A 23,906-nucleotide genomic window follows, 5' to 3' on the forward strand; every position below is an offset into this window, starting at 1 on the left:
ATGCTTTATGGCTCAACTCCCCAGGCTATACTTCCTGAGATATAGGCGGGAGTCTTGGCCCATATTTCATAAGTGGTGGCGGTACTATTGAAGGAGTAATCATTAGTCTGATTGTAATCACTCCAATAAGCCTTGGACATTCTGGTGCTTAACAGCACGCTTTCTCCAGGAGAAAGGACACCTGCACCTGTTTTAAATCCTACTTCCACATAGTAGTCTGCCTTTCCTGAAGTATTGTCAGTTTGGAAAAAGCTTCCCATAACATATTGTGATCCTTTATTAGACCAGTCACAGTAAAATATCTGAGAATCCATGCTATCAATAGTGTAATAGTATCTTACCTTTACATCGGATAGATTTATTGGTGCGGTACTGGTATTTGTTATTTTGTAATTCATGCTGCAGTTATTTGTTGAGGATGATCTATTGCCATTATAGAAATCAACCTGTAAGCGTTCTTCAACAGGAGGTGTAGTTGCCTCTTGCAAATATTCTATTTCTGCAAGCTGTATAATTCCATCCCCGTTATTTTTTGTTATATCAAGCTTGTAGTACATATATGGAGCAGTGTTTGTTGTATTATACACCTTCCTTTGGAAGTAATCGGTGAAAATTTCCCCACTCTTTCTATCCAGCTCAACCCATTCGTTATTATCGTTAGATCCGTATAGAATCCAGTCTTTTGGGTTTCTTCCCGAAAAATCATTTGCTGATGTCAAGGCATAACTGCTCATAACAAAAGGATTTAGATATTTTATAGTTATTACATCTGTACTTTTAAAAGTTAACCATTTTGTATTCGTCAAACCGTCAAACGCTTTTTCTTTTCCTTCGTTGGGTTGATTTTCTCCGCCTGCACTTACCACACATAAATCAAATTCTCCAAGCTGGATCTCATTACCCGAATTATTGCCAAGGATATTAAGCTTATAGAAAACATAGCTTGCATCATTTTCTACAGAATATAATTTTTTAGCAAGTCGGTTGTTGAATGTCTGGTTGTTTCTGGTATCCAGCACCACCCAGTTTATGTTGTCATTGGACGCCAAAAGCTCCCAGTTTTTTGGATCCCTGACGTTATAATCGTTGGCGGATGTTAGCGAATAGTTAGTAACTTTTGTAGGCTTCTGGAAATTGTAAGTTATCCAGCCGGTATTGGCAAATGTGAGCCACTTGGTCTCCGGATTACCGTCAAAGGCCTTGTCCATTCCCTCACCAGACGCTGTGTTATCCCCGCTTGCGAATACTTTTTGCTGATCAAACTTATAACCGAACATTTGGATTTCAGAGATTTTAACGGTATTACCGCTATTGCTGGTCATTTTAAATCTGTAATATTTGTAGGCATTTGTATTATTAATGGTAAAATACTTGGTTTCCGCTCTCTTTAAGAAGGAAATACCGTTTTTAGCATCTACAGCCTCCCAGGTTGTATTGTCGTTTGAGCCTTCTAAAGACCAGCTTTTTGGGTCCATTTCAGCCAAATCAGCGGAAGCTGTTATTGAGTAACTTGTTACTACATAAGATGCAGCATTAAAGCCATATTGAATTACTCCTGCTGGAGAAGTTACACTGGCTTGAGTTTGAATGCTGTTATCAAATGCATTGTTGCTGGAAGCTGTACCACCCTCGGTGATATCCTGGGACAAAGCTCTGTTATATGTAAATTGGGTACCTGTAGTATTAATATTTGTAAGGCTTATGGTTTGGTTGTAATTTCCATTCCACCACTTGGAATCGGGTTTTGTATTTGGACCAAAGCTGGTATTATTACCTGACTTAAAAAAGTCATATTGGTCGCTTCCCAGGCCCTTTTCAAGATCATATTTTCCGTCAGCCTGCTCCACAGAAACCATGTAATGCTTGCTTGGAGTCATATTCTCAAGATTGTTGTTTCCTTTTTCGTCTATATGCCATATAAGCAGCCCTTCTCCCGGCATATATGTCCTGTAGCCTTCTTTCTTAATACTCTCAATCATGAAAAACTCATTCGTATCATAGTTTTTTATGATGTATGGACTAAGTGAATTCTGAGGAACATCAACTATAGCACCGTCAGCAAATGAGTCCAATTCAATAGGAGTACCCCAACCGGAGCGTATGGAACGGAAATATGGATTTGGGGGCTGGGGATTTTTGCCGTGGCCGCTTGACATCAGGTCAAAGTCGGCGGTACCGCTGGATTCACCTCCATAATCATAAGTGTCGGGCCACCCGCAAAGCATGTGTCCATTCTCGTGTACAAAGGTTCCTATGCCAAGATCATTTCCAATATTGCTTATCTGATATCTTGAGAGTTTTACTCCATTAACATTGTATTCCTGAATGCTGCTGGCATGAGGCCAAAGACCTTTAGACCATCCCCAAGAGGGATTACCTGCATACAGGACGTTGAAGGCTGTTACCGTACCCGTTGTATCTGTTCCCTCAGGGTCTACAGTAAGTCTGGAAAAATCAAATCCCTGAGCTTTTAAAGCATCAAGGGCTTCGACAATAAGCTCGCTTGTTTTTCCGCTAGTTGCATCGTCATAATATGTTTTAGGATGTTTTGCAGTATAAAATGCAGGCACGATATTTACGTAATTCAGTTTTCCCTGTGAAAAATACTCAAAATAGTCATGTACAGAGCCGTTATTATTATAACTGTTATATCCTTCCTTGTTTATCATGTCGGATATTTCCTGGTGACTGAAATTTGATTCCTGATCTGGAAAATTGATTAACAGCGTCAAGCCTGTTACGTTTCGGGTGGGATCTGCTGTTGGTGCCAAGCTCCTAGCTGATGAAACAGATGAGAAATTAAGAATACCTGAACCTTTTTTTGTACTTTTCTTTGCAGCTTCAAAAGAATCCTGAAGCATTTGGTCCCATTTTTTTTCTTTTTTTGCATTGGCTATTTTTCTAAGTGTAGATTCCTTAGAAATATCCAACCCCTTTTTCAAATCAGCATTAGAAGAGGAAGATCTTTTTTCTGAGTTTTTATATACTACTCCTGTAGAAACAAACTCACTTCCTTCGCTATTGAGATTTGCATAACAAATCCAATTTGTCTTAGGGTCACGGATGAGAGTGTAACCGTCAAGGCTTTCGACCCTCTGATAGAATTCATCTCCGAATACTTTAACCGTAACGAATGAATTATCAGGCTGTATTAGGCTAAATACCTCACCCGAGTACGGTGCAGCAGATGCTGTTGATGAACCTAGTAAAATGGCTCCCAAAATAAGTGCTGCGGAAAATACTGCTTTTCTTACGTGTTTAAACATTAGACTCAGCTCCTTTGGATGTATTAAATTTTCATAAACAATTATGTTTATTATTATAAAATATAATATAATTTGGAATAGGTGTAAATATATCTTAGCGTGAAACACATAGAAATAAAAATAAGATGTACTTCAAAAGAGATGAATAATTGATGATTTAAACTTTACTATCTGAATAGCTTTTGAATTTCCGCTTGGGTTAAGGGACGGTATTTACCTTTTTCCAATGATTCATCCAGCGTTAATCCACCGATGGAAATTCTCTTTAAATATATTACATAACATCCTGCTGCTTTTAGCATACGTTTTACCTGATGCTTGCGACCTTCAGTAATAGTAAGATAACCGGAGACAACTGGCTGGTTATAGTACCCGGAATCTTTTATATTCAAATTCCCGCAGGATATTTCATTTTTAAACTCGTTAAACAACCCATACTTGTGTATTTTCAATTTTGCTGGCTTTGTCTGTGCTTCATCTTTTCCTATATAGATTCCATGTTCCAATTGCTTCCTTCTTACCTCATCCAATGAACCCAATGCCCAAAAGAAATAAGTTTTTTGAACATGATTTTGAGGGTACATTAGTTTATGTTCCAACTCACCGTCATTAGTAAGTAACAATAATCCTTCGGTGTCTTTATCCAGCCTTCCGACATGAAAAATGCCCATTGTGTCTGCATCATCAAAGAAATCAAATACTGTTTGATTTACAGCATCTTTTCTTGCAGTTATGCAGCCTGCGGGTTTATTAAACATGTAATATACTTTTTCGGTATAAGTCACTAACTTACCGTTATACTCAATAACATCGGTATTTTCACGGATTTCCATTGCAGGTTCCGTTACAACTTTCCCGTTTACCTTAACCAGGCCTTCCTTGACATATATCCTGACTGTTCTTCTTCTCCCAATGGACGATTGTGCTAGGAATTTATCTAATCGCATAGTGAGTAATTTCTCTTCCTCTTCTTCCTGCTTAATTGATTTAGGCATAAATTAACTTCTTTTTTCTCTGGACTTGCGAAGCTCCCTGAAGAACTTTCTCAAAACCTCCGAGCACTCATGTTCCATTATACCGCCAAACACATTAACTTTGTGATTGAATTTTTCAATGGTAAATATATCGATAACAGACCCAGCAGCACCCGCTTTAGGGTCTGCAGCTCCATAATATACATTTTTGATCCGTGACTGTATAATGGCACCTGCACACATTGGGCAGGGCTCTAAAGTAACATATAAGTCACAATCAATAAGCCGCCAGGAACCCAGTTTTTTGGCAGCCTTTTTTATAGCAATTATTTCTGCGTGCTGAGTTGGGTCTTGTGTCTGTTCTCTTGTATTATAGCCGCGGGCTATAATTTTCCCTTCAAACACGATAACGGCACCAACCGGGGTCTCAAGCTTGGCATAGGCCCTAAGTGCCTCTTTGTAGGCCTGAAGCATATATTTTTTATGAATTTTTACTTGAGGAGAAGTATTCTTTTTTATCATACACTGGGTCCTTAGAATATTTATTACACAATAATGTATCACATTTATTTGTATTTTGCACTATGTATACAGTATACCCTAAAGAAGCTCATTATTTATAAGAAATATTAAGTGTTGATAATATATTTAGCTTAGAATAAGCACTACATTGCGATTCCTATCAAAACTATAATTGACTTAATACCTGCTAATAACTATAATGGAGTTTGGGGTTTTTTTGTTATGCTGAAAACTTCTTAACTTTATATCAAAATAGGCTGTGCAGAATCGGTAGATAAACCAGTAAATTCACTTATTGGTCTGATTCTGGTAGAAATGTCGGCAAAGATGTTGGCATAATGAATTTGTCAGACAAAGAAGTTGACATAATAATCGTTGCCTGAACCAGTTATGCATAATGATGCCGATCATCAAGCTATATTAAAGGTGCTAATAATCTTACATTTTTAATATACAAAATATTATAACCTTTTATTTATATTTTATTCGCTAGATGATGCACGTTTGTTTTGTTGAGATAAATTCTTGTCATAAATTTGAAAGGAGTGGATGCAGTGGAACTTAAACTGCTTGCTGTGGCGATATTACTACCTGCTATCAGTGCCGTGCTGTGCTATCTTTTTCGTAAAGCTTCTATAAGGAATGTTATAGTGGTGGCTACAGCTCTAATTATGTTTTTTGTAGCAGGGGCATTCGTAAAAATATTATTTGATAATGGTGGCAAGATAACTATTGAACTGCATGATTTTGCAGCAATGTCTACTGAGCTGGCCATTAAACTGCTTGATTTATTACTTTTTATCTATTTTATATTTATTGGGGTTAAGTTGAAAAAACCTCTGATTGTAGGATTAACATTCCTGCAGCTTATACCTCTTCTGATTTTTGAATTTATTATACGTCCTCACGAACTTGAACGTGCATTTGTAATTGACTACCTTTCACTTATAATGATTTTACTTGTATCTATAATCGGACCTATTATAACAATATTTGCAATAGGATATATGAAGGAACATGAGCATCATTTACATCTGAAAAAAACCAGGCAGCCAAGATTTTTCATAATCCTTTTTATTTTCCTTGGTGCCATGAACGGTCTTGTAATGACAAACAATATACTGTGGCTTTACTTCTTCTGGGAAGTAACCACACTTTGCTCCTTCCTGCTCATATCACATGACGGAAACGAGCTGTCAATAAAAAATGCTACAAGAGCCCTCCTTATTAATATGGCTGGAGGTGTTGCATTTATTTTAGGAATCATTGCAATATACAAAGTAAAACAGACCCTTGCGATAGATGAGATTGCAAGTGTTAAGTCGTTGGCGGATGTTGGGACAATACTTCCTTTAGGCCTTGGACTTCTGTGCTTTGCAGGATTTACAAAGTCTGCCCAGTTTCCTTTCCAAAGCTGGCTTCTTGGAGCCATGGTTGCACCGACGCCTGTTTCTGCAATGCTTCATTCAAGTACCATGGTTAAAGCCGGGGTATACCTTATAGTCAGGCTGGCACCGGCATATTACGGAACAACCCTTGCGAAGGTTATAGCTGTGGTTGGAGGTTTTACTTTCCTGGCTGGATCTGCTATTGCAATAAGTCAGAGCAATGGAAAGCGGGTTCTGGCATATTCAACCATCGCCAACCTGGGCCTCATTGTTTGCTGTGCAGGACTTGGTAATCCGATAGCATTAGGTGCTGCAATACTTCTCATAATATTCCATGCAGTATCTAAAGGTCTGCTGTTCCTTTGTATGGGTACAATAGAGCAGGGAATAGGAAGCAGGGATATAGAGGACATGCAGGGTCTTATGAAGAGAATGCCTTTTACAGCAGTTATAACTGTAATAGGTATGATATCAATGCTGCTGCCTCCATTTGGAGTTCTTATATCAAAGTGGCTTGCAATAGAAGCTTCTGTTGACCGTTCACCTGTCGTGCTTATACTTGTAGTACTTGGAAGTGCCTTTACGGTGGTGTTCTGGGCTAAATGGATAGGAATTGTACTTACAATGTCATATAAAACCAAAATACCGGGTGAAAAGCTGTCCTTCTCTGTGAGAAGTGCACTATCAGTTCTCTTTGTAGGCGTGCTGGCATGTAGTATAGGAATAGCACCTTTGTTCAATAAGCTGATAATGCCGCAGATACAGAGTTTCCAGATAGGCGGAGACTTTATTGAAGGAATTAACGGTGGCTTATGGCTCAATGGAGGAACATTGGGAGGTTTCGGTATAGTTTACTTCTTTATAGTGGTATTCCTGGTTATGCTTTTAGTTCCGTTATTTATGAAGAAAGCAAAACCTGAAACTATGAAAACGCCTTACCTTTGCGGTGAGAACACAAGCGATACAAGAGGTATCGATTTTATAAGTCCTGCAGACAAAGTTGACCAAGTTATTGTTCGTAACTATTATTTAAGCGGTGTGTTTGGTGAAAACAACCTGACCTTATGGGTCAATATTGTTGCAGGAGCTATTATTCTGATTATGTTCGGGGTGGTAATCTAATGAGTGAAATATTTACTTTACAAAACATTATAGCGGTTGTTGTAGCCTTAATAGGTGCACCAATAATCGGGGGTATACTATCCGGTGTAGACAGGATAATAAGTGCCAGAATGCAGAACAGATACGGTCCGCCGCTGCTGCAGCCCTTTTATGATTTCTTTAAGCTCCTGGGCAAGGAGAGAATAACTGTTAATCAGACACAAATGGTTTATGTACTTGGTCACCTGTTCTTTTCCATAGTATGTATAGTTATGCTTGTATTGAAGCAGGACCTTTTGATGATAATATTCGTACTTGCATTTTCAAGCGTATCCCTTATTATGGGGGCTATGAGCGTTCGTTCACCTTACAGCAAGATAGGTGCACAGAGAGAATTGATACAGATGATGGCGTACGAGCCTGTATTGCTGCTTATGGTTGTAGGTATCTATCTTACAAATAAAAGCTTTATGATATCCAGTATACTGGAAAATGAAAAGCCATTGCTGTACACATTGCCTCTTGTCTTTGCAGCATTTTTGTATGTGCTGACAATTAAGCTGAGGAAGTCACCCTTTGACTTTTCAACATCACACCATGGGCACCAGGAACTTATTAAAGGTCTTACAACAGAATTTTCCGGACCTCAACTGGCAATAATAGAATTAGCACACTGGTATGATTTAGTATTGTTGCTTGCACTTATAAGCTTGTTTTTTGCTAATCCTTTATGGGTAGGTATATTAATAGCACTTGTGAGCTTTTTCTTGGAAATGGTTATCGATAATATCAGTGCCAGAGTTACCTGGAAGTTTATGCTCAAGCTTACTTGGATTATCGGTATAGGAGCAGCTATGACCAATATTATATGGCTTTACTTAAAATAAGAAAGAGTATCCATTAGAGGAGTGGAACAATGGGAATAATAGAAAAATCACGTAAAAAATCACCATGGATTATACATTACGATTGCACAAGCTGCAACGGATGCGATATAGAGACATTGGCATGCCTCACACCCCTGTATGACGTTGAGCGTTTTGGAATAGTCAACGTAGGTAACCCAAAGCACGCTGATGTACTTGTTGTGACCGGATCGGTCAATAAAAGAAATGTCCGCGTGCTAAGGAATATTTATGAGCAAATGCCTGAGCCCAAAGCTGTGGTAGCAGTGGGAGCATGTGCATGTACAGGCGGAGTTTTCAAGGAATGCTATAATGTGTTGGGCGGAGTAGAAAATGTTTTACCTGTTGATGTTTATGTACCGGGGTGCTGTCCAAGACCGGAAGCCATAATGGACGGTATAGTAATGGCACTTGAAAAGATCAACGATAAAGCAAAGAGTAAGAAATAAACAGTATCATTAAGGGATTTAACTAGAATTGGCCTTTGGAGGATTTTATGATAGAGAATGCTTTTGATATATCAAAAGAGCTGCTTCATATAGAAGTACAGGACTCTAAAATTAACGGTTACAGATTTGTAACCGCTACCTGTGTCGATTTGGGTAACGGAACATTTGATGTACTTTACCATTTCGACAAAGATCTAGAACTCAAAAATTACAGAGTAAACGTTAAAAAGGAAGATGAGCTTCCAAGCATCTCAAACATTTATTTTTCAGCCCTATTGGTGGAAAACGAGATGAAAGAGTTGTTCGGACTCAATGTTACAAATATAGCTATCGACTACGGCGGACATATGCTCCTTTCTGATGAAGAGCTTAATTCACCAATGGCTAAGCAACAGATCGTAATCGAGCAGAGGAAGGGGGATAAATAAAATGGGTAATACAGTTATACCTTTTGGGCCACAGCATCCTGTACTTCCTGAACCGTTGCACTTAAAGCTTGTCATGGAGGATGAAGTTATAGTAGAAGCTATTCCTGCTATAGGATATGTTCATAGAGGGTTGGAGAAGCTTACTGAAGTAAAAGAGTTTACTCAGAATGTCTTTATTGTTGAAAGAATATGCGGTATTTGCAGTATGATGCATGCTCAGGCGTATTGCCAGGGTGTAGAAACACTTATGAACCTTCAGATTCCCGATAGGGCAAAATATCTGCGTGTTATCTGGGCAGAGCTCCACAGACTTCACAGTCATCTTCTATGGCTGGGGCTTTTAGCTGATGCATTTGGATTTGAAAGCCTTTTCATGCAGGTTTGGAGAAACAGGGAAAAGGTAATGGATATAATGGAAGAAACTGCGGGAGGCAGGGTTATAATCTCAGTCAATGCTATCGGAGGTACCAGAAGGGACATGTCCCCTGAGGCCCTGAGAAAAGTAGCAGTTATTGTAGATGAAATAAAAGAAGATATGATGCAGCTGGAAAAAGTGTTTATGGCTGACTATACAGTAAAACACAGGCTTGTGGGCGTTGGTGTTTTGGATTCTGCCATAGCATATGAATTAGGTGCGGTAGGTCCCATGGCAAGAGCCAGCGGAATCAAACAAGACTTTAGAACAACAGGTTATGCTGCTTATGGAGAACTGGATTTTGAGCCGATTGTTGAAACTGATGGAGACAGTTACGCAAGAACAATGGTAAGGCTTAGAGAGGTTTACCAGTCGGTTGATCTTATCAAGCAGGCAATCGAAAAAATACCGGACGGAGAGATTAGTGTTCCTGTAAAGGGTATGCCAAACGGAGAGGTTATTTCAAGGGTTGAGCAGCCCAGAGGTGAGGTTCTTTACTACCTGAAGGCTAACGGAACAAAAAACCTTGACAGGCTCAGGATCAGAACTCCAACCTTCGCTAATATACCAACACTGCTTAAAATGCTTCCGGGAAGCCAGCTTGCAGATGTTCCGGTGCTGATTTTAACAATAGATCCTTGCATTAGCTGTACGGAAAGGTAAGGTGTAAACATGTTTGATATGTTAGGCAGTATAATAAAAAATTTGACGTCCAAGCCCGCTACCAGAAAATATCCTTTTGAGAAGAGGCAGGCTTTTAAAGACTCAAGAGGACAAATAAGCGGAATTGAGATAGATCAATGTATTTTTTGCGGAATATGCCAAAGAAAATGCCCTGCAGATGCATTAGCTGTTAGCAAGGCAGACAAATCCTGGGAAATAGACCAGTTCAGATGTATTATATGCGGTGTATGTGTTGAGGTATGTCCTAAGAAATGCATAAATATGGAAGATGAATATAAAACCTCTGCTTATAAAAAGGAAAAATACAAAGCAGTTCAAAAGGCTGCTCCCCAGCCTCCAGCTCCAAAAGAGGGGCAGTAAGAACGAGGTATATCAGATGCATGAGTATGCCGTAACTAAAGGTCTGGTGTCTATAGCTGTGGAGGAAGCAAAGAAAGCCGGAGCGTCAAGGATAACATTAATAAGGCTTGTTATTGGCGATTTGTCCACAATTATTGATGAATCGGTCCAGATGTATTTCGATATGTTGAGCGAGGGTACAATTGCTCATGGTGCCAAGCTTGAGTTTAGAAGGGTATCTGCCAGGTTTCGCTGCCAGGACTGCGATATGGAGTTTGACAAGCCCAAGAGTGGGTTTGATTGCCCCAAGTGCGGCAAAATGGGTACACTAACCGACTCAGGCAAGGAATTTTATATTGAGAGCATGGAAGTTGATAATTAAAATCACCGAGTAATTTTGCAACCTTGATGGTTGTTGTAAGAAATTGTGGCAATAACACCATAATTTGATAGATAAAAACAAGGGGCTGGTTGGCTCCTTGTTTTTTATTGTATAATCACTTTACTCTTTAATCTCTATTAAAGCCATCGTTATATCATCCGATATCATTTGAAAATCATCAATTTCAGCAAATTTTGTGGCTTCGTCAATGATCTTTGCTAATGTGCTGTTGGGATCCGATTTATCATTAAAAATCACATTTCTCAGCCTGTCTTCACCAAACTGCTCACCTTTTTTATTTTTTAACTCTATTATACCGTCGGTGCAGAAAAATACCCTGTCGAATTTCTCTAGTGATATTTCGTTGTCTGTATAAACAGGTTTTTCAAGCCAGTTGCTTATAGGAATACCAGGGATCCTTAAAAGCTCAAACCGTTCAGCATCTGAAGGATTAAACAGGACGGGGCTGATGTTGTGGCCCGCGTTGGAATATTTTATTTTATAGTTTCTCAAATCTATAATGGCGTAAAAAACAGTGATATATACTTCATGATCAAAATTGCTGCTGTTAAAGTCTTTGTACAGCTTTGTTAGTGCAGAAGATGGGGATAAGTTCTTTCTGTCTATAGCAGACCTTAGGAAGACGGTTAGCATTGACGCAGGGACTCCATGACCGGATACGTCTGCAATATAAATACCTACATGATCCTTATCAATTTCAAAAATATCAAGAAAGTCTCCGCCCAAATCTTCGCAGGGGTGATAGAAGAAGGAGAACCTTACCTTATCCTCAGGAAGTGCCTTTGGCAGAAGGCTGCACTGGAGTTTTTTGGCAATCGAGAGATCATCCATAAGCTTTTTGTTTTGCTCCATCACCTTTTCCTGAAGCAACTGAAGCTCTGTTATATCCCTTAATACTTCAACCGCAGCAACTATCTCTCCAGATTCGTTTTTAACAGGTGAGCTCATTACAGAAAAAATCTTCCCATTTATTATTTCCTGCTTCATATGGGAGCTTCCTCTAAAAATTGCTTCTCTTGAGATACAGTTCTCACAAGGAGTGTCACGACCTAATAGTTTATAACAAAGCTGATCCATCTTAAAGTCTTTTAAACCTTCAGCCATTGCTTTATTGATAAAAATAACCCTGTTATCCTTGTCTACAACTCTTACCCAATCCAGCATGCCATTTATTATATCTTCAATTAGTTTGCGTTTATCCTGATTATTATCCATTTTGACCTCATATTTAAATACAATAATTATTATTAATAATAACAAAACATGTTTGTCATAGCAAATATTATTTATATCCAGTTTAAGACTTGTAAGCCATTAAAAATTCCTAAATTTAAGAAATATAAATACTTTAGCTGAAATTGGAAATAATAAATACTAAGTTAAATAAAATTTCTAAGATGCAGGAGAATAAAATGTCGGTAAAGGCAGCGTTAAAACAACAATATGTAGACATTAAAAGCAGCGAAGCAGTCCAATTCTTCAGCGAGGCACTTTCAATGCATATTAGAAAAGCACTGGCTGAAGGATTTAAAACAATAGTTTATGTTTGTATTGGAACAGACCGCTCAACAGGGGACAGTCTTGGGCCTCTGGTGGGCTATAAGCTTCAGGACAATGGCGGCAGGAATTTTTATTTTCATGGCACACTTAAAAATCCTGTACACGCTAAGAACCTTGCCGATACAGTTAATTTGATTGAGACAAAATATGAAAATCCTTTTGTTGTTGCTATAGATGCCTGTCTTGGACAGACGGAGCATGTAGGATATATATCAATTGGAGAGGGAGCTATTAAGCCTGGCTCAGGTGTAAACAAGGATCTTCCTGCTATCGGTAATATGTTCATTACAGGCATAGTTAATTATGGTGGATTTATGGATTTCCTTGTGCTGCAGAATACCAGACTATGCGTAGTGATGGATATGGCGGATATTATATCTAAAGGTATAAAGCGTGTTATGTGGGAAATACGTAATTGATGTATGTTTTGTGTTAGTTAATAAAAACGTATTACTACCTTCCACTTGATAAAGTTTTTGCTTTATTATAAAATTTAAATTGTTATTGTAATTAGAACAAAGCAGACATAAATTACCAATGCTTAGAAAGTAATACTAATGGAAAGGTAGTAGGGATAAGATGGAAAAAGATAAGCTTGAAAATTTAATAAATAGAATAAATGAGTTGGCGAAAAAATCAAAAACCTCGGGACTTTCGGACACAGAGAAAATTGAGCAGCAAAGTCTCAGGAGAGAATATATTAACGCTTTCAAAAACAATATGAAAAAAACCCTTGACTCAGTAACCGTAGTTGATAAGCATGGAAATAGAAAACAACTACGGCAAAAGAGTAAGGATAATTTTATCAATTAAATTATAAACTTTTTGATTAGTTCATTTAGAGAATTTGAAAGGTCAACTTGTTTTTTAATGACTGAATAGATTCTTTCCATGTCATTAACTGATTGAGAAACTGAGTCTACTATGGTAGAGGCATCTTCTGTTCCTTTGCTTGAGTTTTCTGCAACATTTTGAACGGCACTATTGACCATTTCAAGAGTGCTTGTTATGTTCCTAGTCATTTTTGCAAGTTCACTGGAGAATGTTAATATTTGTTCCGAGTCTGTATAATATTGCTCGCCGGCTTTCTTGAAATGTATAAATTTTTCTTTTACTGAGTTCTGCATAAAATCAAGTATGTTATTGCTTTCTTGCGATAATTCCGAATAGGCTTCCTGTACGCTTTTTATGGTATTCTTAACATTAGATGCTGCAGTTGATGCTTCTGTAGCCAGTTTTCTGATTTCTTCAGAGACTATAGCGAAGCCTTTTCCCTGCTCACCAGCTCTAGCTGCTTCTATAGCGGCATTTATGGCCAGAAGGTTGGTTTGCTCGGATATTCCCGTTATTGTATCGGCCAAAAGCCTCACTTCATCAAAAACCTTGCCCTTTTCTATGGCTTTCATTATGTTGTTGGCCTTATCCGTATAAGTTCTGTCAATCTCATTATATGAGGTGTTTGCATCATTCTGGACAATGAATGCTTTTTCTTTAATAATATTGGCATTATTATTGCTTTCAAGTGCTCTCTGAGAAATGTACTGTATGCTGTCATTAACCTCTTGGGTAGAAGCTGAAACTTCCTCTGTCATAGCACTTGTGTTTGTAATGCTGAGGTTTATTTCAGTTACGGAATGGTTAATGGATTCAAGCTCTTTTGACATTTCCTCAGCTGTTGAAGACAGAGTATCACTGGACTCCATTAATTCTTGGGTATTATTACGGATTTTATCAATAATTTCCGTCATACTTTCTTTAAGCTTAATTGAAGCTCTTGATAAAATTCCAATTTCATCTTTTCTATCTAAAAATGATTTCTGTATGTTTCCTGTAAAGTTACCTGATGCCATGTTATGTATAAATTCCGTTACTGCTGATATGGGGTGTGCGAGTAAGTGGCCGATTAATAAGGCTGCCAGTGATATTATAACTATAAAAACCAGGGAGAGTATCTGGAGCACTGCTAAAACATCTTGTGCAGGCTTGTTGATATAACTAATTGGCACGCTTAGACAGAATTTCCATCCGTTTAAGTTTGGTATTTTTGAATAAAATACAAACTGGTCAGAGTCTTTATAATCAATACTCACAGAACCGGTATCTTGTGAAAGAATATTTTTGGATGCTTCAGCCATAGAAGCAGGTATGTTTTTGCTCTTTGTAACTATGCTTTCTTTTAAAATAAAATCTTTATTGGAGTATGCAAGAAATTTTCCTTCCTTATCGACTACGAAGCAGTAAGAATCTTTATGGGAAACTGTGTTGTCTTTTATTTTGTCGTAGAAATCCGACATTTTCAAGTTGCCTGCGATAAGCCCAACAACCTTGTTGTTATCATCCGTTATAGGAATGGCAATTACAGAAACAAGGTTACCTGTAGATTTTGAGATTACAGGCTCGGAAACCACGATTTTTCCTTGCATAACAGGTTCCCAATAGGCCCTGTCCTTTATATTCCCTGCGTTTCTTTTAAGCACGGTATTATAATCACCATTACTATCTGCTATAAATAAAATATCATAAAAATCTTTTCTTTTTTCATACTCCTTTTTGAGGTAGGGCTCAATTTTTTCCCAGTCAAGGCTTTTTATGAGGGGCATTGAAGATATAGCTGTAAGTTCTGCCTTCCTAATTTCAAACATATTGCTTATTTGCCTTGCATAACTATCAGCGGATTTTATTGAGCTATCTTGGATGTTTGTATAAAGCTTGTCTCTAACCAGAATATAAGTGGTTATAACAACAGTGGAAAACACAATAACGCTTAATACAACCAAATTAATAAGAAGCTTTGATTTTAGCTTAAATGATATCCTCATAATAAAACCCCTTCTCTAAATAGGTGTTGGGAATTAAAACATTTGTTGCAGTCTTTTATAATATTTAGCTAAAATAAACATATACTTTTGTATGTTATATATCGGTAAATTACAGTGAAAGATTACTTGATATTTTAATAGTCATTGCAATAGTATAGTTTTAAAGGTATACTTATATTTGAAATAATCCGATTTGCTACCTTTTACAGGGAGGTGGTATTATTAAAGTTTTTAAGAAGATAATTAAGATTGCTTTTTTAACTATAGGTTCTGTCATGCTGTTATTCACCATATTTATATCGTTAATGTTTTACAGCAATATAGGTTTTTTCAGAGAACTTAGGGAATTGTATGTCGGTACGGCAATGTCAACCTTTACGCATCAATACCTTGCAACAACTTTTATTAGCAAGGATGAGATTGACAGGATAATGAAGAAGAATACAGTACCCATCCAGACTGTAAAATCCAACATTAACGAAATAAAGCTTGAGGATGATGAGAGGGAAGAAGATACAGAAGTTACAAAAGAGTTGGATATAGAGATGGTTGACATATCGGAATCCACCTTCTCAGGGAAAATGCTAATTGTCAAGGACCCGTCCAGAGTGAAGCTTGCAGTTACAAACAAGCTGTATAGCAGAGGACAAAAGCTTCAGGAAATGATTAAGGCTGAATCTGGAATTGGCGGTATAAATGCCAGTGGTTTTATTGATGCTGAAGGAAGAGGAAATGGCGGAGTGCCTATGGGGATAGTAATAAAAGACGGTAAGATAGTCCACAGTGACAAATCCTCTGCGTTTCCCATAATAGGTTTTAACAAAGACAATATTCTTATAGTGGGCAGATATAAGAAGAGTGAAATTGAATCATTAAACTTAAGAGATGCAGTATCATTCACACCATTTTTAATAGTGAATGGAGAACCTCAGATAAAAACCGGAAATGGAGGCTGGGGTATCCAGCCTAGAACCGCTATTGGACAGACCAAAGACGGGAAGGTATTGATGCTGGTCATAGACGGCAGACAAATATCAAGTATTGGTGCTACACTGAAAAATGTACAGGATATAATGTTAGAGCACGGTGCATACAATGCAGCCAACCTTGACGGAGGCTCGTCTACGGTGATGTATTATATGGATAATCTCCAAAACAAGCCATGCAGCTCAGCAGGGGAGAGGTATTTACCTGACGCATTTATAATCAAGTAAATATAATAGGAATGATCGGCAAATATAAACCCGGCAGTACCTTGATAAAACTTGATACTGCCGGGCAGAGGTATGCTATCTCTCAAAGATGTTGTTTATATTCTTTATAAAAATAGCCCGTGTTCCATCAGGATTTCGTAATATTTCAAACCTGTCCTTATCATTGAAGACATCATAGTCAACCACAACCTCAATGCCATTGTCAATTTTAAGCTTGACCTTGCATAGCTTTTTTTCTACCCAGTCCTTGTCAACCTCAAACCTTTCCACATCCAGACCTTTTTCCTGCATAGCCGCTTGAAAGTCCTCATGAAGATATCGCTTGGTTCCGAAGGCATTCTGGGAGAAGGTTACCAGGTCAATCTCATCCTCTTGACGTATTGTGTTTATTACTAGCTCACGTATGTCTTCAACATGATCTTCTCCTGCTTTTGCCTTCTCCCTTATCCAATTTTCTGTTTCCTTTTTAAATAATTTTGTATAAGCCCTACTGTCCATCATAAGGTCGGCTCCTAAAAAGGTGTGAAGAAAAAACTGGGCTACGGGCTCTTTGTCTCCCTTTGCATTGATCTGGTTATCAAGTATTATAAGATCATGCTCATCATTTGAAAAACAGTCTCTAATAAATGCACATTTCTGTATTTTCTGATTTGGGGCGGGAAGGCTGATTTCCTGCTTTCTTATGTATATTCTAAGTTCTCCCCCGTCCGCTTCTATCTCATGGATATATGAAGTTGTATAATCCATTTTCAGTATGGCTATGTACGGCTCATCCTCATCAAAATAGCTGGAAACTATAAGATCGGTTGAGGATATGCTGCTGTTTGTTTTCATTGCCTTAAAAAGCTGGCGGGCTATTTCCTTAGAGCCTTCTAAAAAATAATCATCTTCGTGGATCATTCTCGACACCGACTCCCGTACAATATTCATGCCCTCTTTGAAGCGGCCCTTCCGAGCCTCTTCATCGGACAAAGATTTTGATATATGCTTTTCAAGATATTGGTCAAGATCATCATCCAAACATAGCTCATTAGAATTTAATAGGGGTTCTTCCGATTCTTTGTCAAGGACATGAATGATAGCCCTGTTTATAGTAATTGACACGATGTATGCCTCCTTATTGTCTTTGGTAAACCCTTACATAATCAACTGTAAGTGTCTGTGGGAAATTTGTTGTGGAATCGGGGCTGCCTGGCCAGTTTCCACCAACAGCAAGGTTAAGTATCATAAAGAAGGGGTGGTCATAAACCCACTTGTTTGGGCTTACAGAGCTTGCTGTTGCGGTATGATAAAGTTTGCCGTCCACATACCATCTTATTACCTCAGGTTCCCACTCTATAGAAAAGGTGTGGTATTCTTGGGAGAGACTAGCTACGGTAGTTTTAGCGGATTTTCCTTCTCCGCCGCAGTAATCCGGGCCATGAATTGTACCATAGATGTTTGCGGGTTCCTTACCGATGAACTCCATAATGTCTATTTCGCCGCATGCCGGCCAGCTTGTCGAGTTAATATCATTCCCAAGCATCCAGAACGCAGGCCATATTCCCTGTCCGAATGGCAGCTTCATCTTCGCCTCAAACTTGCCATACTGTGCTTCAAATTTGCCAAGGGTTTTGAGACGAGCTGAGGTGTAGTTCATTCCGTTATAGCTTTCAGCAATAGCCTTTATAATGAGATTGCCGCTGTCTATATATGCGTTTTTTACATTACTTGTATAGTATTGAAGTTCATTGTTGCCCCAGCCTGATCCGCCTATATCGTAAGTCCATTTGGAGGAGTCGGGTTTGGACCCGTTGGCACCATCAAACTCATCGTTCCATACCAGCTTCCATTGACCTGAGGATGGGTATGGAGTTGGCAGCGGAGTTGGAGTAAGATTCGCATCTGATAGCTCCTTTAAAGATATATTATCCATATAAACGGTATGACGCTGGTTGATGTTTTCAAATATACTCCCCATGCTGAACAGTACTCTTGCATTGGTATCATCGGCTGGTGCTGTAAACTTAAGGGTATGCCTTGTCATTTGGTTGGTAAGACTGGCGGTTGTAGTCAGGTAAGCGGCGTATGTAGCAGAGTTTTCTACAGTTGGCCTTATTTCTCTATCTACAGTTGATCTTGCATCAAAGGAGAGCTGGTATGTTTTGCCTTTAGTTAGTTTTACAGGGCCTTGGTAGAAATGTATGGAATGGGGGTTCGGACCTGTACTTGTTATATCTACAGCGTATTCTCCGTTTATAGCAGAAATCGTGGACAATGCACCTGACTCAATCCAGTATGACCAACTTGTTGTACCCAAAGAAAAACTGCCGTTTGAAAGAAGGTTAAGGCCGCTGTCGGATGTGGGGGTTGGAGTAGATATAGTAGGTGTGCTGCCTGGTGTAGCTGGGATTGCATCAATCACAGGCTTAATATAGCTATCCGAAGTTTTATTGAAATTCATTGCAATAATTACTATATCAGACATATTTATGCAGTTATCCATGTTAATTTCGCAAACCTCATTATAGTTGGGACTTCCTTTTGCAGAATTAAAAGAGAGTGCAACAGTTATTATGTCAGACATATTTATGATGTTATCACCATTAATGTCACCCGCTAGCATATCTAGAGAATCAGTTATCTTTGAATTTTGTGTAACAGTTGGCAAATTTATAGATCTAGTTATGTATCCAGACTTACAAACCTTTAACTGGGGTTGTGTTCCCCTTTCAAGTGATACTTCAAAGTACCCCGAAGAATTTGTTGTAGTACTTTGGCCTCCTGTCAGCTCAACCCTGAAGCCTGTGTTTAAATTAGCTGAAGCATTTGAAAAACAGGGCTTAACATATCCCGATATTTTAACAATATCTGCAGCGAATGCATTACAAATATTGAGAAACACGACTATCAACAGGGCTATGGGCAGGCATAAAAGGTATGTTGCTTTCTTCCTTGTACACATATAAACTCCTCCTATAAAATAAAATGAGCAAAAATAAATTTGAAACCCAGTTGTATATTTATGTTTATCAAAATTTAACCTATATGCAGTATGCTTTTTGTCTTTTTATTTCCTTGTACCTGTATTTTTCTCCAGGAGCTTTCATCGTTTAATATCTGGTATCTTCTTTCTTCTTTTATATAGTTCCAATCCTTATCGTTTTGGTAGTATATCTGGGTACCCTCAGACTCTAGAATATTGAGGATCTCATTGTCATGATAGTTGGACTCATCATAGTCAGTAAGGGCCCGCTGTGCCATTTCCGAGTAAAGCTGGTTCAGCTCTAGCAGTGTATTGTTAAGTTCGTCATCCAGCATGGTTACATTAAGGCCTATACGGGACGCTTCCCTTGCTGTAATGGGGTAACCATGGGAAGGGTATTGAGAATTAAGATGCCTGCTTATTCTGTCGCATTCACTTTCTTCAGCTAGATGGTATGACAAAATCTCTTTGCACACCTTAATGGACAGGGAGCTAGACCTGTCCAGGGCACCGATAACTAAGGGGTGTATGTATTTAAATACGTCTGCATACGGATTGCCATGATGGTCATGGGCACGATTTTCCCAAAGGGTTATTATTCTCTGGAGCTCGTCCTGGCTTACTCGTATTCTTCTATTTTCCCTTTCGTCAATAGGTGAAAGGTCGTGTCTGATTGAAGAATCAATAGCAGTAAGGTGAGAAAGAGGCCCCATCAATATTTCGTTTGCACCCATAGCAATCATTGTAGCAGCAGAAGCACACTCAAGAGGAATCAGTGCATTAACATTACTGCAATAGCTTCTAATAAGATTAACTATCCTTAATGCAGCTTCAACATCCCCACCGTTGGACTTTATGAATATAGAGATTTTTTCCTGCCTTCCCAGTCTTTTAAACATTTCATACAGGGCGATTATGTCGTTTTGGCATACGCTTCCCCTATGAGACATCCAATAAACCAGCATTTTGTGACCCAGCATATTTTCTATTTTATGTACCAGTTTTTGAGTTTTGTCGAAAAGAACCGGAGGTTCCTTAATTTTAAAATCAGTGCCTGAGTTTTCAGGACTTTTTTCCTTATTGTCTTCAGTGTAGTCAGATGCTTCAGCAAAACCTTTTTTGCTAAACTTCAAAATGACCCCTCCTTTTACTATTAATAAGTATTAATAAAAGTGCTGATTGTAAGACTATAAACACCTTTAATATGAAAAGTCTTAGTAAAATTATATCATGAAACAATTAGAAAGAGCTGACTTTTTAGTCAGCCCAGGATTATTTTCTCCATATATTTTTCATTTATCTCTGTAGGCAACCCTTCCTGATGCCAGTGTTTCTTACACCCGCAAAAGTCAAGTAATACGCACTGAGCCGATATACCCGCTTCCTTAAGCATCAATCCACCTGAAACCAGATTCAGAACACAGGCGATTCCGATTATTCCTACACCTTCCTTTATGGTGGAGTCTTTTTGCCAGCTTGAGTAAAGTGATGACTCATGAGGGATTATCAAAACTTGGAAACCAAGTTTATCACCCAGGGTTTTTAGCCGGCGTACACTGCATTCCTTCATACATTCTATGCAGCTAAGGCCGTTCCCACAAGGCTTAGCCTGGCACCTTTCCTTTAAAAGGCACATGCATGCAGGAACAACTGCCAACTTTTTATCGGTAAGGCGGAAAGCTTTTTTGAAGGCACGATTCATTATTTCTGCCCCAACCATATTGAGGTGGTATTCAACCCTTCTCCTGCCGCAGAAAATAACATCTTCATTCCAATAGCGTTTGGGGCGTATTTCGTTGAGGTACCTGTCCACATTAGGGGTATATTTTCCCAGAAACTCTTCGCTTCTTTCTTCAAACCATGCAGCACAGGCTATTGAAGCAGCAAGAATACTTACAGCATCCTCCTTGGGTTTGATTTTTAAGTATTTGTGCCATTTTCGAAGTCTAACTACCTCGTATTTGAACTCACCGGAGGCTTCAAGCCAGTTCAATAAAATCTCAAGGTGATCTATTGCAGGAGAAAGCGTAAACATGTTATCATACAGGTCAGGAGAAAGAAATATGGTGGATAGTACGCCCCGTACCGCATCTATGCCGGATTTAAGGAATCCACCTTTCTGACGCAGATTTACCAGTGTTGACAATATATGTTGAGGACCTTTTTCAAGCTCCAATGCGTCACCGCTATAAACATTCCACAACACACCGAGAATGAGAAGCTCAAAGAAGTATTCCTCTTTTGAGGTATTATCACTTGGACTTATGGCGCCGGTATATGCTAAATATTCATTCGCATAAGGTCCCAGAGAATCCTTTGCTTTTTCCAAGACCTCATCGGTAAACAGAGCAATGTCAAAATAATAGTCTTCGGAATTGTTCTTGTCATCTCTTAAAGAATAGGTGACTGTATACATTTTGGTACTCCCCCAGTAAAAATAATTCAATATTATGTAAATAAATTTGCGAAGTATAATGATAGCTATTATACCATTAAGCGGTATCAGCTGCCAATATACTTTTTCATCTGTTTGGAGGTTGTGATGAGCTCTTCAACCAGGCTTTTTGCCAGGCTTGCATTTGCCAGGTTGCTACCAACCGCATCATTTACCTGATTTGCATTTGAGGATGCCAATCGGCTTAAATCGGAGGCTTCTTGTATGCAGCCAACTATTTTATTGTTTGTACTTAAAACATGACTGATTTTTTCATTAACCAGTAGAACATTGTTATTTACATCGGTTATTTTGGATAAAATTGCATTAAATGACTCCTGGGTTTTAAATATAAGCTGGTTCTGCATTTCATTTGCATCCATAAGTTCTGAAATTGCTTTCACAGATGTATCGGTCAGATTGTTAAGCTCCTGGATTATCTTTCCGATGCTTCCTGTATAGTCCGCACTTTGACTTGCAAGCTTTCTGATTTCCTCAGCAACAACAGCAAATCCTTTACCTGCTTCACCTGCACGAGCACTTTCTATGGCTGCATTTAAGGAGAGCAAGTTTGTTTGCTCCGATATACCTTTTATTATATCGGTTATATTGAGGATTTCTGTTGCCTTTATTTTTAACTCCTTTATGATAGTATTCATATTTGCATTGTTTTCATTAACTACCCTGGACATGCTGGAAAGGTCGTTTATTATGCCCATTCCCTCATTAATGCAAGATGCGGTGTCCTTTGAAAGCAGGCTTGTTTTTGAAGATACATCAGAGCTCTCTTCTATAATTTTATGTATGTCATGGGTAAGAGCGGTCTGAACTTTAAAGCTTTCCGCAGATTCAGAAGTGCTCTTTGCTATTTCGCTAACTGAAAGGGATACATTTTGAGTAGATGTGTTAAAATTATCCATTATGTCATAAACTTTTTTAGAATTTGCGTCAAGTACAGCTGCAATTTTTAATACGTCTTTAAGTATTTCATTCTGTTTTTTCTTTTCCTCCTCAATTGAAGAAATCTTTTCAATATTAAATCTAGTGGCGAGCTTTGACGAAAGAGTAAGAGAAAAACAGTACATTAATACTACACAGAACTGGATTGTATAATCAGTTATTATACTTTGATCGGTCATTTTTAAAATGAAAACATTTTTAAAAATGCTTATTACGTTTATAGCTACAGATGCAGAACTGGCCCAAATGATGAGCTTAAAATCAAAATATAAAAAATACATGAGAAGTATTGGGAAAAGGTATACAAAAACAGTGATTCTGTCTGTTGTCATAAGAGCAAAGCCATATACAAGAAAGTAGGCACCCAATGTAAAAATTTTCAGATTTGGAGTGGATTTATTTTTTAAATATAAGATAGTGGCAACGGTGAAGGAACTGACAATGATTGATACCATAGCACCCACATATGTTATACTTTTATTACCTTTGATAAATTCCAGTGTATAGCCGATTATGAGAAATGCATTCAATATCCAATTGATTATTAATACAACCTTGTTTGTTCTTTTTACAGAATCGTTGCCGCTAAAATTAATCATACCGCCTGGCTCCTTTATAAAAGAATACTTAACATGTTAAGTATCGGCAATAAGTTTTAAATTAATTAGGAAAACCATACTTCTTTATTAATTTGGTTATAATTGTTGTAAAAGTTATATTTGTGCCACTAAATTTTACCCATACAATTAATGGTATAAAAGCTTTAATAATGAAAAAGGGACTTTGGAAGTCAGCAAAAACCTAAAAGAGACTATTTCGCTTGTAGCTAAAACGTGGTAATGGCTACAATATAAATTTGAGGCTCATATCAATCATTAAAAAGTGTTGACACAAAGTTACAGATGTGTTACTATTAATGCGTAACTGAAAAGAAACAAAACGGTGATCGCTTCGAATTTGAATTACCCTAGCTTCATTCTAAATTCAAATAAAACCAGAATTCACAAAGAAAAGGTGAAGATGTGTTTTCTATGCCTTGGCAATTAAAGCTGTGACCTAAAGGCAATAATTTATGTTTCA

The 23,906-nt window shown here is 38.1% G+C and carries 20 protein-coding genes; 10 read left to right on the plus strand and 10 right to left on the minus strand.

Annotated features, from left to right (window positions below):
• Window positions 1-5 precede the first annotated feature (5 nt).
• From VIO64_RS21995 to tadA, 3 genes are all read right to left on the minus strand, one after another.
• Window positions 6-3,266 carry a M6 family metalloprotease domain-containing protein gene (locus VIO64_RS21995; protein ID WP_331921895.1) on the minus strand — a complete coding sequence of 1,087 codons (3,261 nt, stop codon included), beginning with the start codon at window positions 3,264-3,266 and terminating at the stop codon, window positions 6-8.
• Between the two features lie 167 nt (window positions 3,267-3,433).
• Window positions 3,434-4,213 (minus strand): pseudouridine synthase, encoded by a 780-nt coding sequence (locus tag VIO64_RS22000; protein ID WP_331921929.1) that lies wholly within the window; start codon window positions 4,211-4,213, stop codon window positions 3,434-3,436.
• Window positions 4,214-4,264: 51 nt separating this feature from the next.
• A complete protein-coding gene (tadA, locus tag VIO64_RS22005) occupies window positions 4,265-4,762 on the minus strand; it encodes a tRNA adenosine(34) deaminase TadA (protein ID WP_331921896.1) in 498 nt (165 codons plus the stop codon).
• Window positions 4,763-5,316: 554 nt separating this feature from the next.
• Here tadA and VIO64_RS22010 point away from each other — a divergent pair.
• The 7 genes from VIO64_RS22010 to hypA are packed head-to-tail and all read left to right on the plus strand — an operon-like array spanning window position 5,317 to window position 10,853.
• A complete protein-coding gene (locus tag VIO64_RS22010; RefSeq protein ID WP_331921897.1) occupies window positions 5,317-7,272 on the plus strand; it encodes an NADH-quinone oxidoreductase subunit L in 1,956 nt (651 codons plus the stop codon).
• Entirely contained in the window at window positions 7,272-8,138 is an 867-nt protein-coding gene (locus tag VIO64_RS22015; protein WP_331921898.1) for a complex I subunit 1 family protein, read from the plus strand. Before VIO64_RS22010 ends, VIO64_RS22015 begins: the two co-directional genes overlap by 1 nt.
• A gap of 29 nt (window positions 8,139-8,167) precedes the next feature.
• Complete coding sequence (locus VIO64_RS22020; RefSeq protein WP_331921899.1) at window positions 8,168-8,605, plus strand: NADH-quinone oxidoreductase subunit B family protein; 438 nt, start codon at window positions 8,168-8,170, stop codon at window positions 8,603-8,605.
• A 47-nt stretch (window positions 8,606-8,652) separates the two neighbouring features.
• On the plus strand, window positions 8,653-9,033 hold the full coding sequence (locus tag VIO64_RS22025) for an NADH-quinone oxidoreductase subunit C (protein ID WP_331921900.1): 381 nt from the start codon (window positions 8,653-8,655) through the stop codon (window positions 9,031-9,033).
• A 1-nt stretch (window position 9,034) separates the two neighbouring features.
• Window positions 9,035-10,111: a nickel-dependent hydrogenase large subunit gene (locus VIO64_RS22030; RefSeq protein ID WP_331921901.1), complete on the plus strand. Its 1,077-nt coding sequence runs from the start codon at window positions 9,035-9,037 to the stop codon at window positions 10,109-10,111.
• Between the two features lie 9 nt (window positions 10,112-10,120).
• Window positions 10,121-10,492 carry a 4Fe-4S binding protein gene (locus VIO64_RS22035; RefSeq protein WP_331921902.1) on the plus strand — a complete coding sequence of 124 codons (372 nt, stop codon included), beginning with the start codon at window positions 10,121-10,123 and terminating at the stop codon, window positions 10,490-10,492.
• A 16-nt stretch (window positions 10,493-10,508) separates the two neighbouring features.
• Window positions 10,509-10,853 carry a hydrogenase maturation nickel metallochaperone HypA gene (gene hypA, locus VIO64_RS22040; protein WP_331921903.1) on the plus strand — a complete coding sequence of 115 codons (345 nt, stop codon included), beginning with the start codon at window positions 10,509-10,511 and terminating at the stop codon, window positions 10,851-10,853.
• A gap of 120 nt (window positions 10,854-10,973) precedes the next feature.
• On the opposite strand, the gene VIO64_RS22045 is transcribed toward hypA, so the two are convergent.
• Window positions 10,974-12,089: a SpoIIE family protein phosphatase gene (locus VIO64_RS22045; protein WP_331921904.1), complete on the minus strand. Its 1,116-nt coding sequence runs from the start codon at window positions 12,087-12,089 to the stop codon at window positions 10,974-10,976.
• A 197-nt stretch (window positions 12,090-12,286) separates the two neighbouring features.
• Between VIO64_RS22045 and yyaC the strand changes: the two genes are divergently transcribed.
• Window positions 12,287-12,853 (plus strand): spore protease YyaC, encoded by a 567-nt coding sequence (gene yyaC, locus VIO64_RS22050; RefSeq protein WP_331921905.1) that lies wholly within the window; start codon window positions 12,287-12,289, stop codon window positions 12,851-12,853.
• A 160-nt stretch (window positions 12,854-13,013) separates the two neighbouring features.
• A complete protein-coding gene (locus VIO64_RS22055) occupies window positions 13,014-13,247 on the plus strand; it encodes a DUF896 domain-containing protein (RefSeq protein WP_331921906.1) in 234 nt (77 codons plus the stop codon).
• Here VIO64_RS22055 and VIO64_RS22060 read toward each other — a convergent pair.
• Window positions 13,244-15,253: a methyl-accepting chemotaxis protein gene (locus VIO64_RS22060; RefSeq protein ID WP_331921907.1), complete on the minus strand. Its 2,010-nt coding sequence runs from the start codon at window positions 15,251-15,253 to the stop codon at window positions 13,244-13,246. The genes VIO64_RS22055 and VIO64_RS22060 overlap by 4 nt on opposite strands.
• 275 nt (window positions 15,254-15,528) lie before the next feature.
• Here VIO64_RS22060 and VIO64_RS22065 point away from each other — a divergent pair, with 275 nt between their 5' ends.
• Window positions 15,529-16,467, plus strand: a complete 939-nt coding sequence (locus VIO64_RS22065; RefSeq protein WP_331921908.1) for a phosphodiester glycosidase family protein — start codon at window positions 15,529-15,531, stop codon at window positions 16,465-16,467.
• A gap of 75 nt (window positions 16,468-16,542) precedes the next feature.
• Here VIO64_RS22065 and VIO64_RS22070 read toward each other — a convergent pair whose 3' ends face one another.
• From VIO64_RS22070 to VIO64_RS22090, 5 genes are all read right to left on the minus strand, one after another.
• The gene (locus VIO64_RS22070) at window positions 16,543-17,571 is read right to left on the minus strand and encodes a nucleoid-associated protein (RefSeq protein WP_331921909.1); all 1,029 of its coding nucleotides are present in this window, start codon (window positions 17,569-17,571) and stop codon (window positions 16,543-16,545) included.
• A gap of 13 nt (window positions 17,572-17,584) precedes the next feature.
• Window positions 17,585-19,411, minus strand: a complete 1,827-nt coding sequence (locus VIO64_RS22075; protein WP_331921910.1) for a family 16 glycosylhydrolase — start codon at window positions 19,409-19,411, stop codon at window positions 17,585-17,587.
• Between the two features lie 74 nt (window positions 19,412-19,485).
• Complete coding sequence (locus VIO64_RS22080; protein WP_331921911.1) at window positions 19,486-20,565, minus strand: SDH family Clp fold serine proteinase; 1,080 nt, start codon at window positions 20,563-20,565, stop codon at window positions 19,486-19,488.
• 128 nt (window positions 20,566-20,693) lie between these two features.
• Window positions 20,694-21,848, minus strand: a complete 1,155-nt coding sequence (locus tag VIO64_RS22085; protein ID WP_331921912.1) for a DUF116 domain-containing protein — start codon at window positions 21,846-21,848, stop codon at window positions 20,694-20,696.
• Between the two features lie 86 nt (window positions 21,849-21,934).
• Window positions 21,935-23,425 (minus strand): methyl-accepting chemotaxis protein, encoded by a 1,491-nt coding sequence (locus VIO64_RS22090; protein ID WP_331921913.1) that lies wholly within the window; start codon window positions 23,423-23,425, stop codon window positions 21,935-21,937.
• Between the last annotated feature and the right edge of the window lie 481 nt (window positions 23,426-23,906).

It is taken from the genome of Pseudobacteroides sp. (assembly GCF_036567765.1).
In the GTDB taxonomy this organism is placed as follows: Bacteria; Bacillota; Clostridia; order Acetivibrionales; family DSM-2933; genus Pseudobacteroides.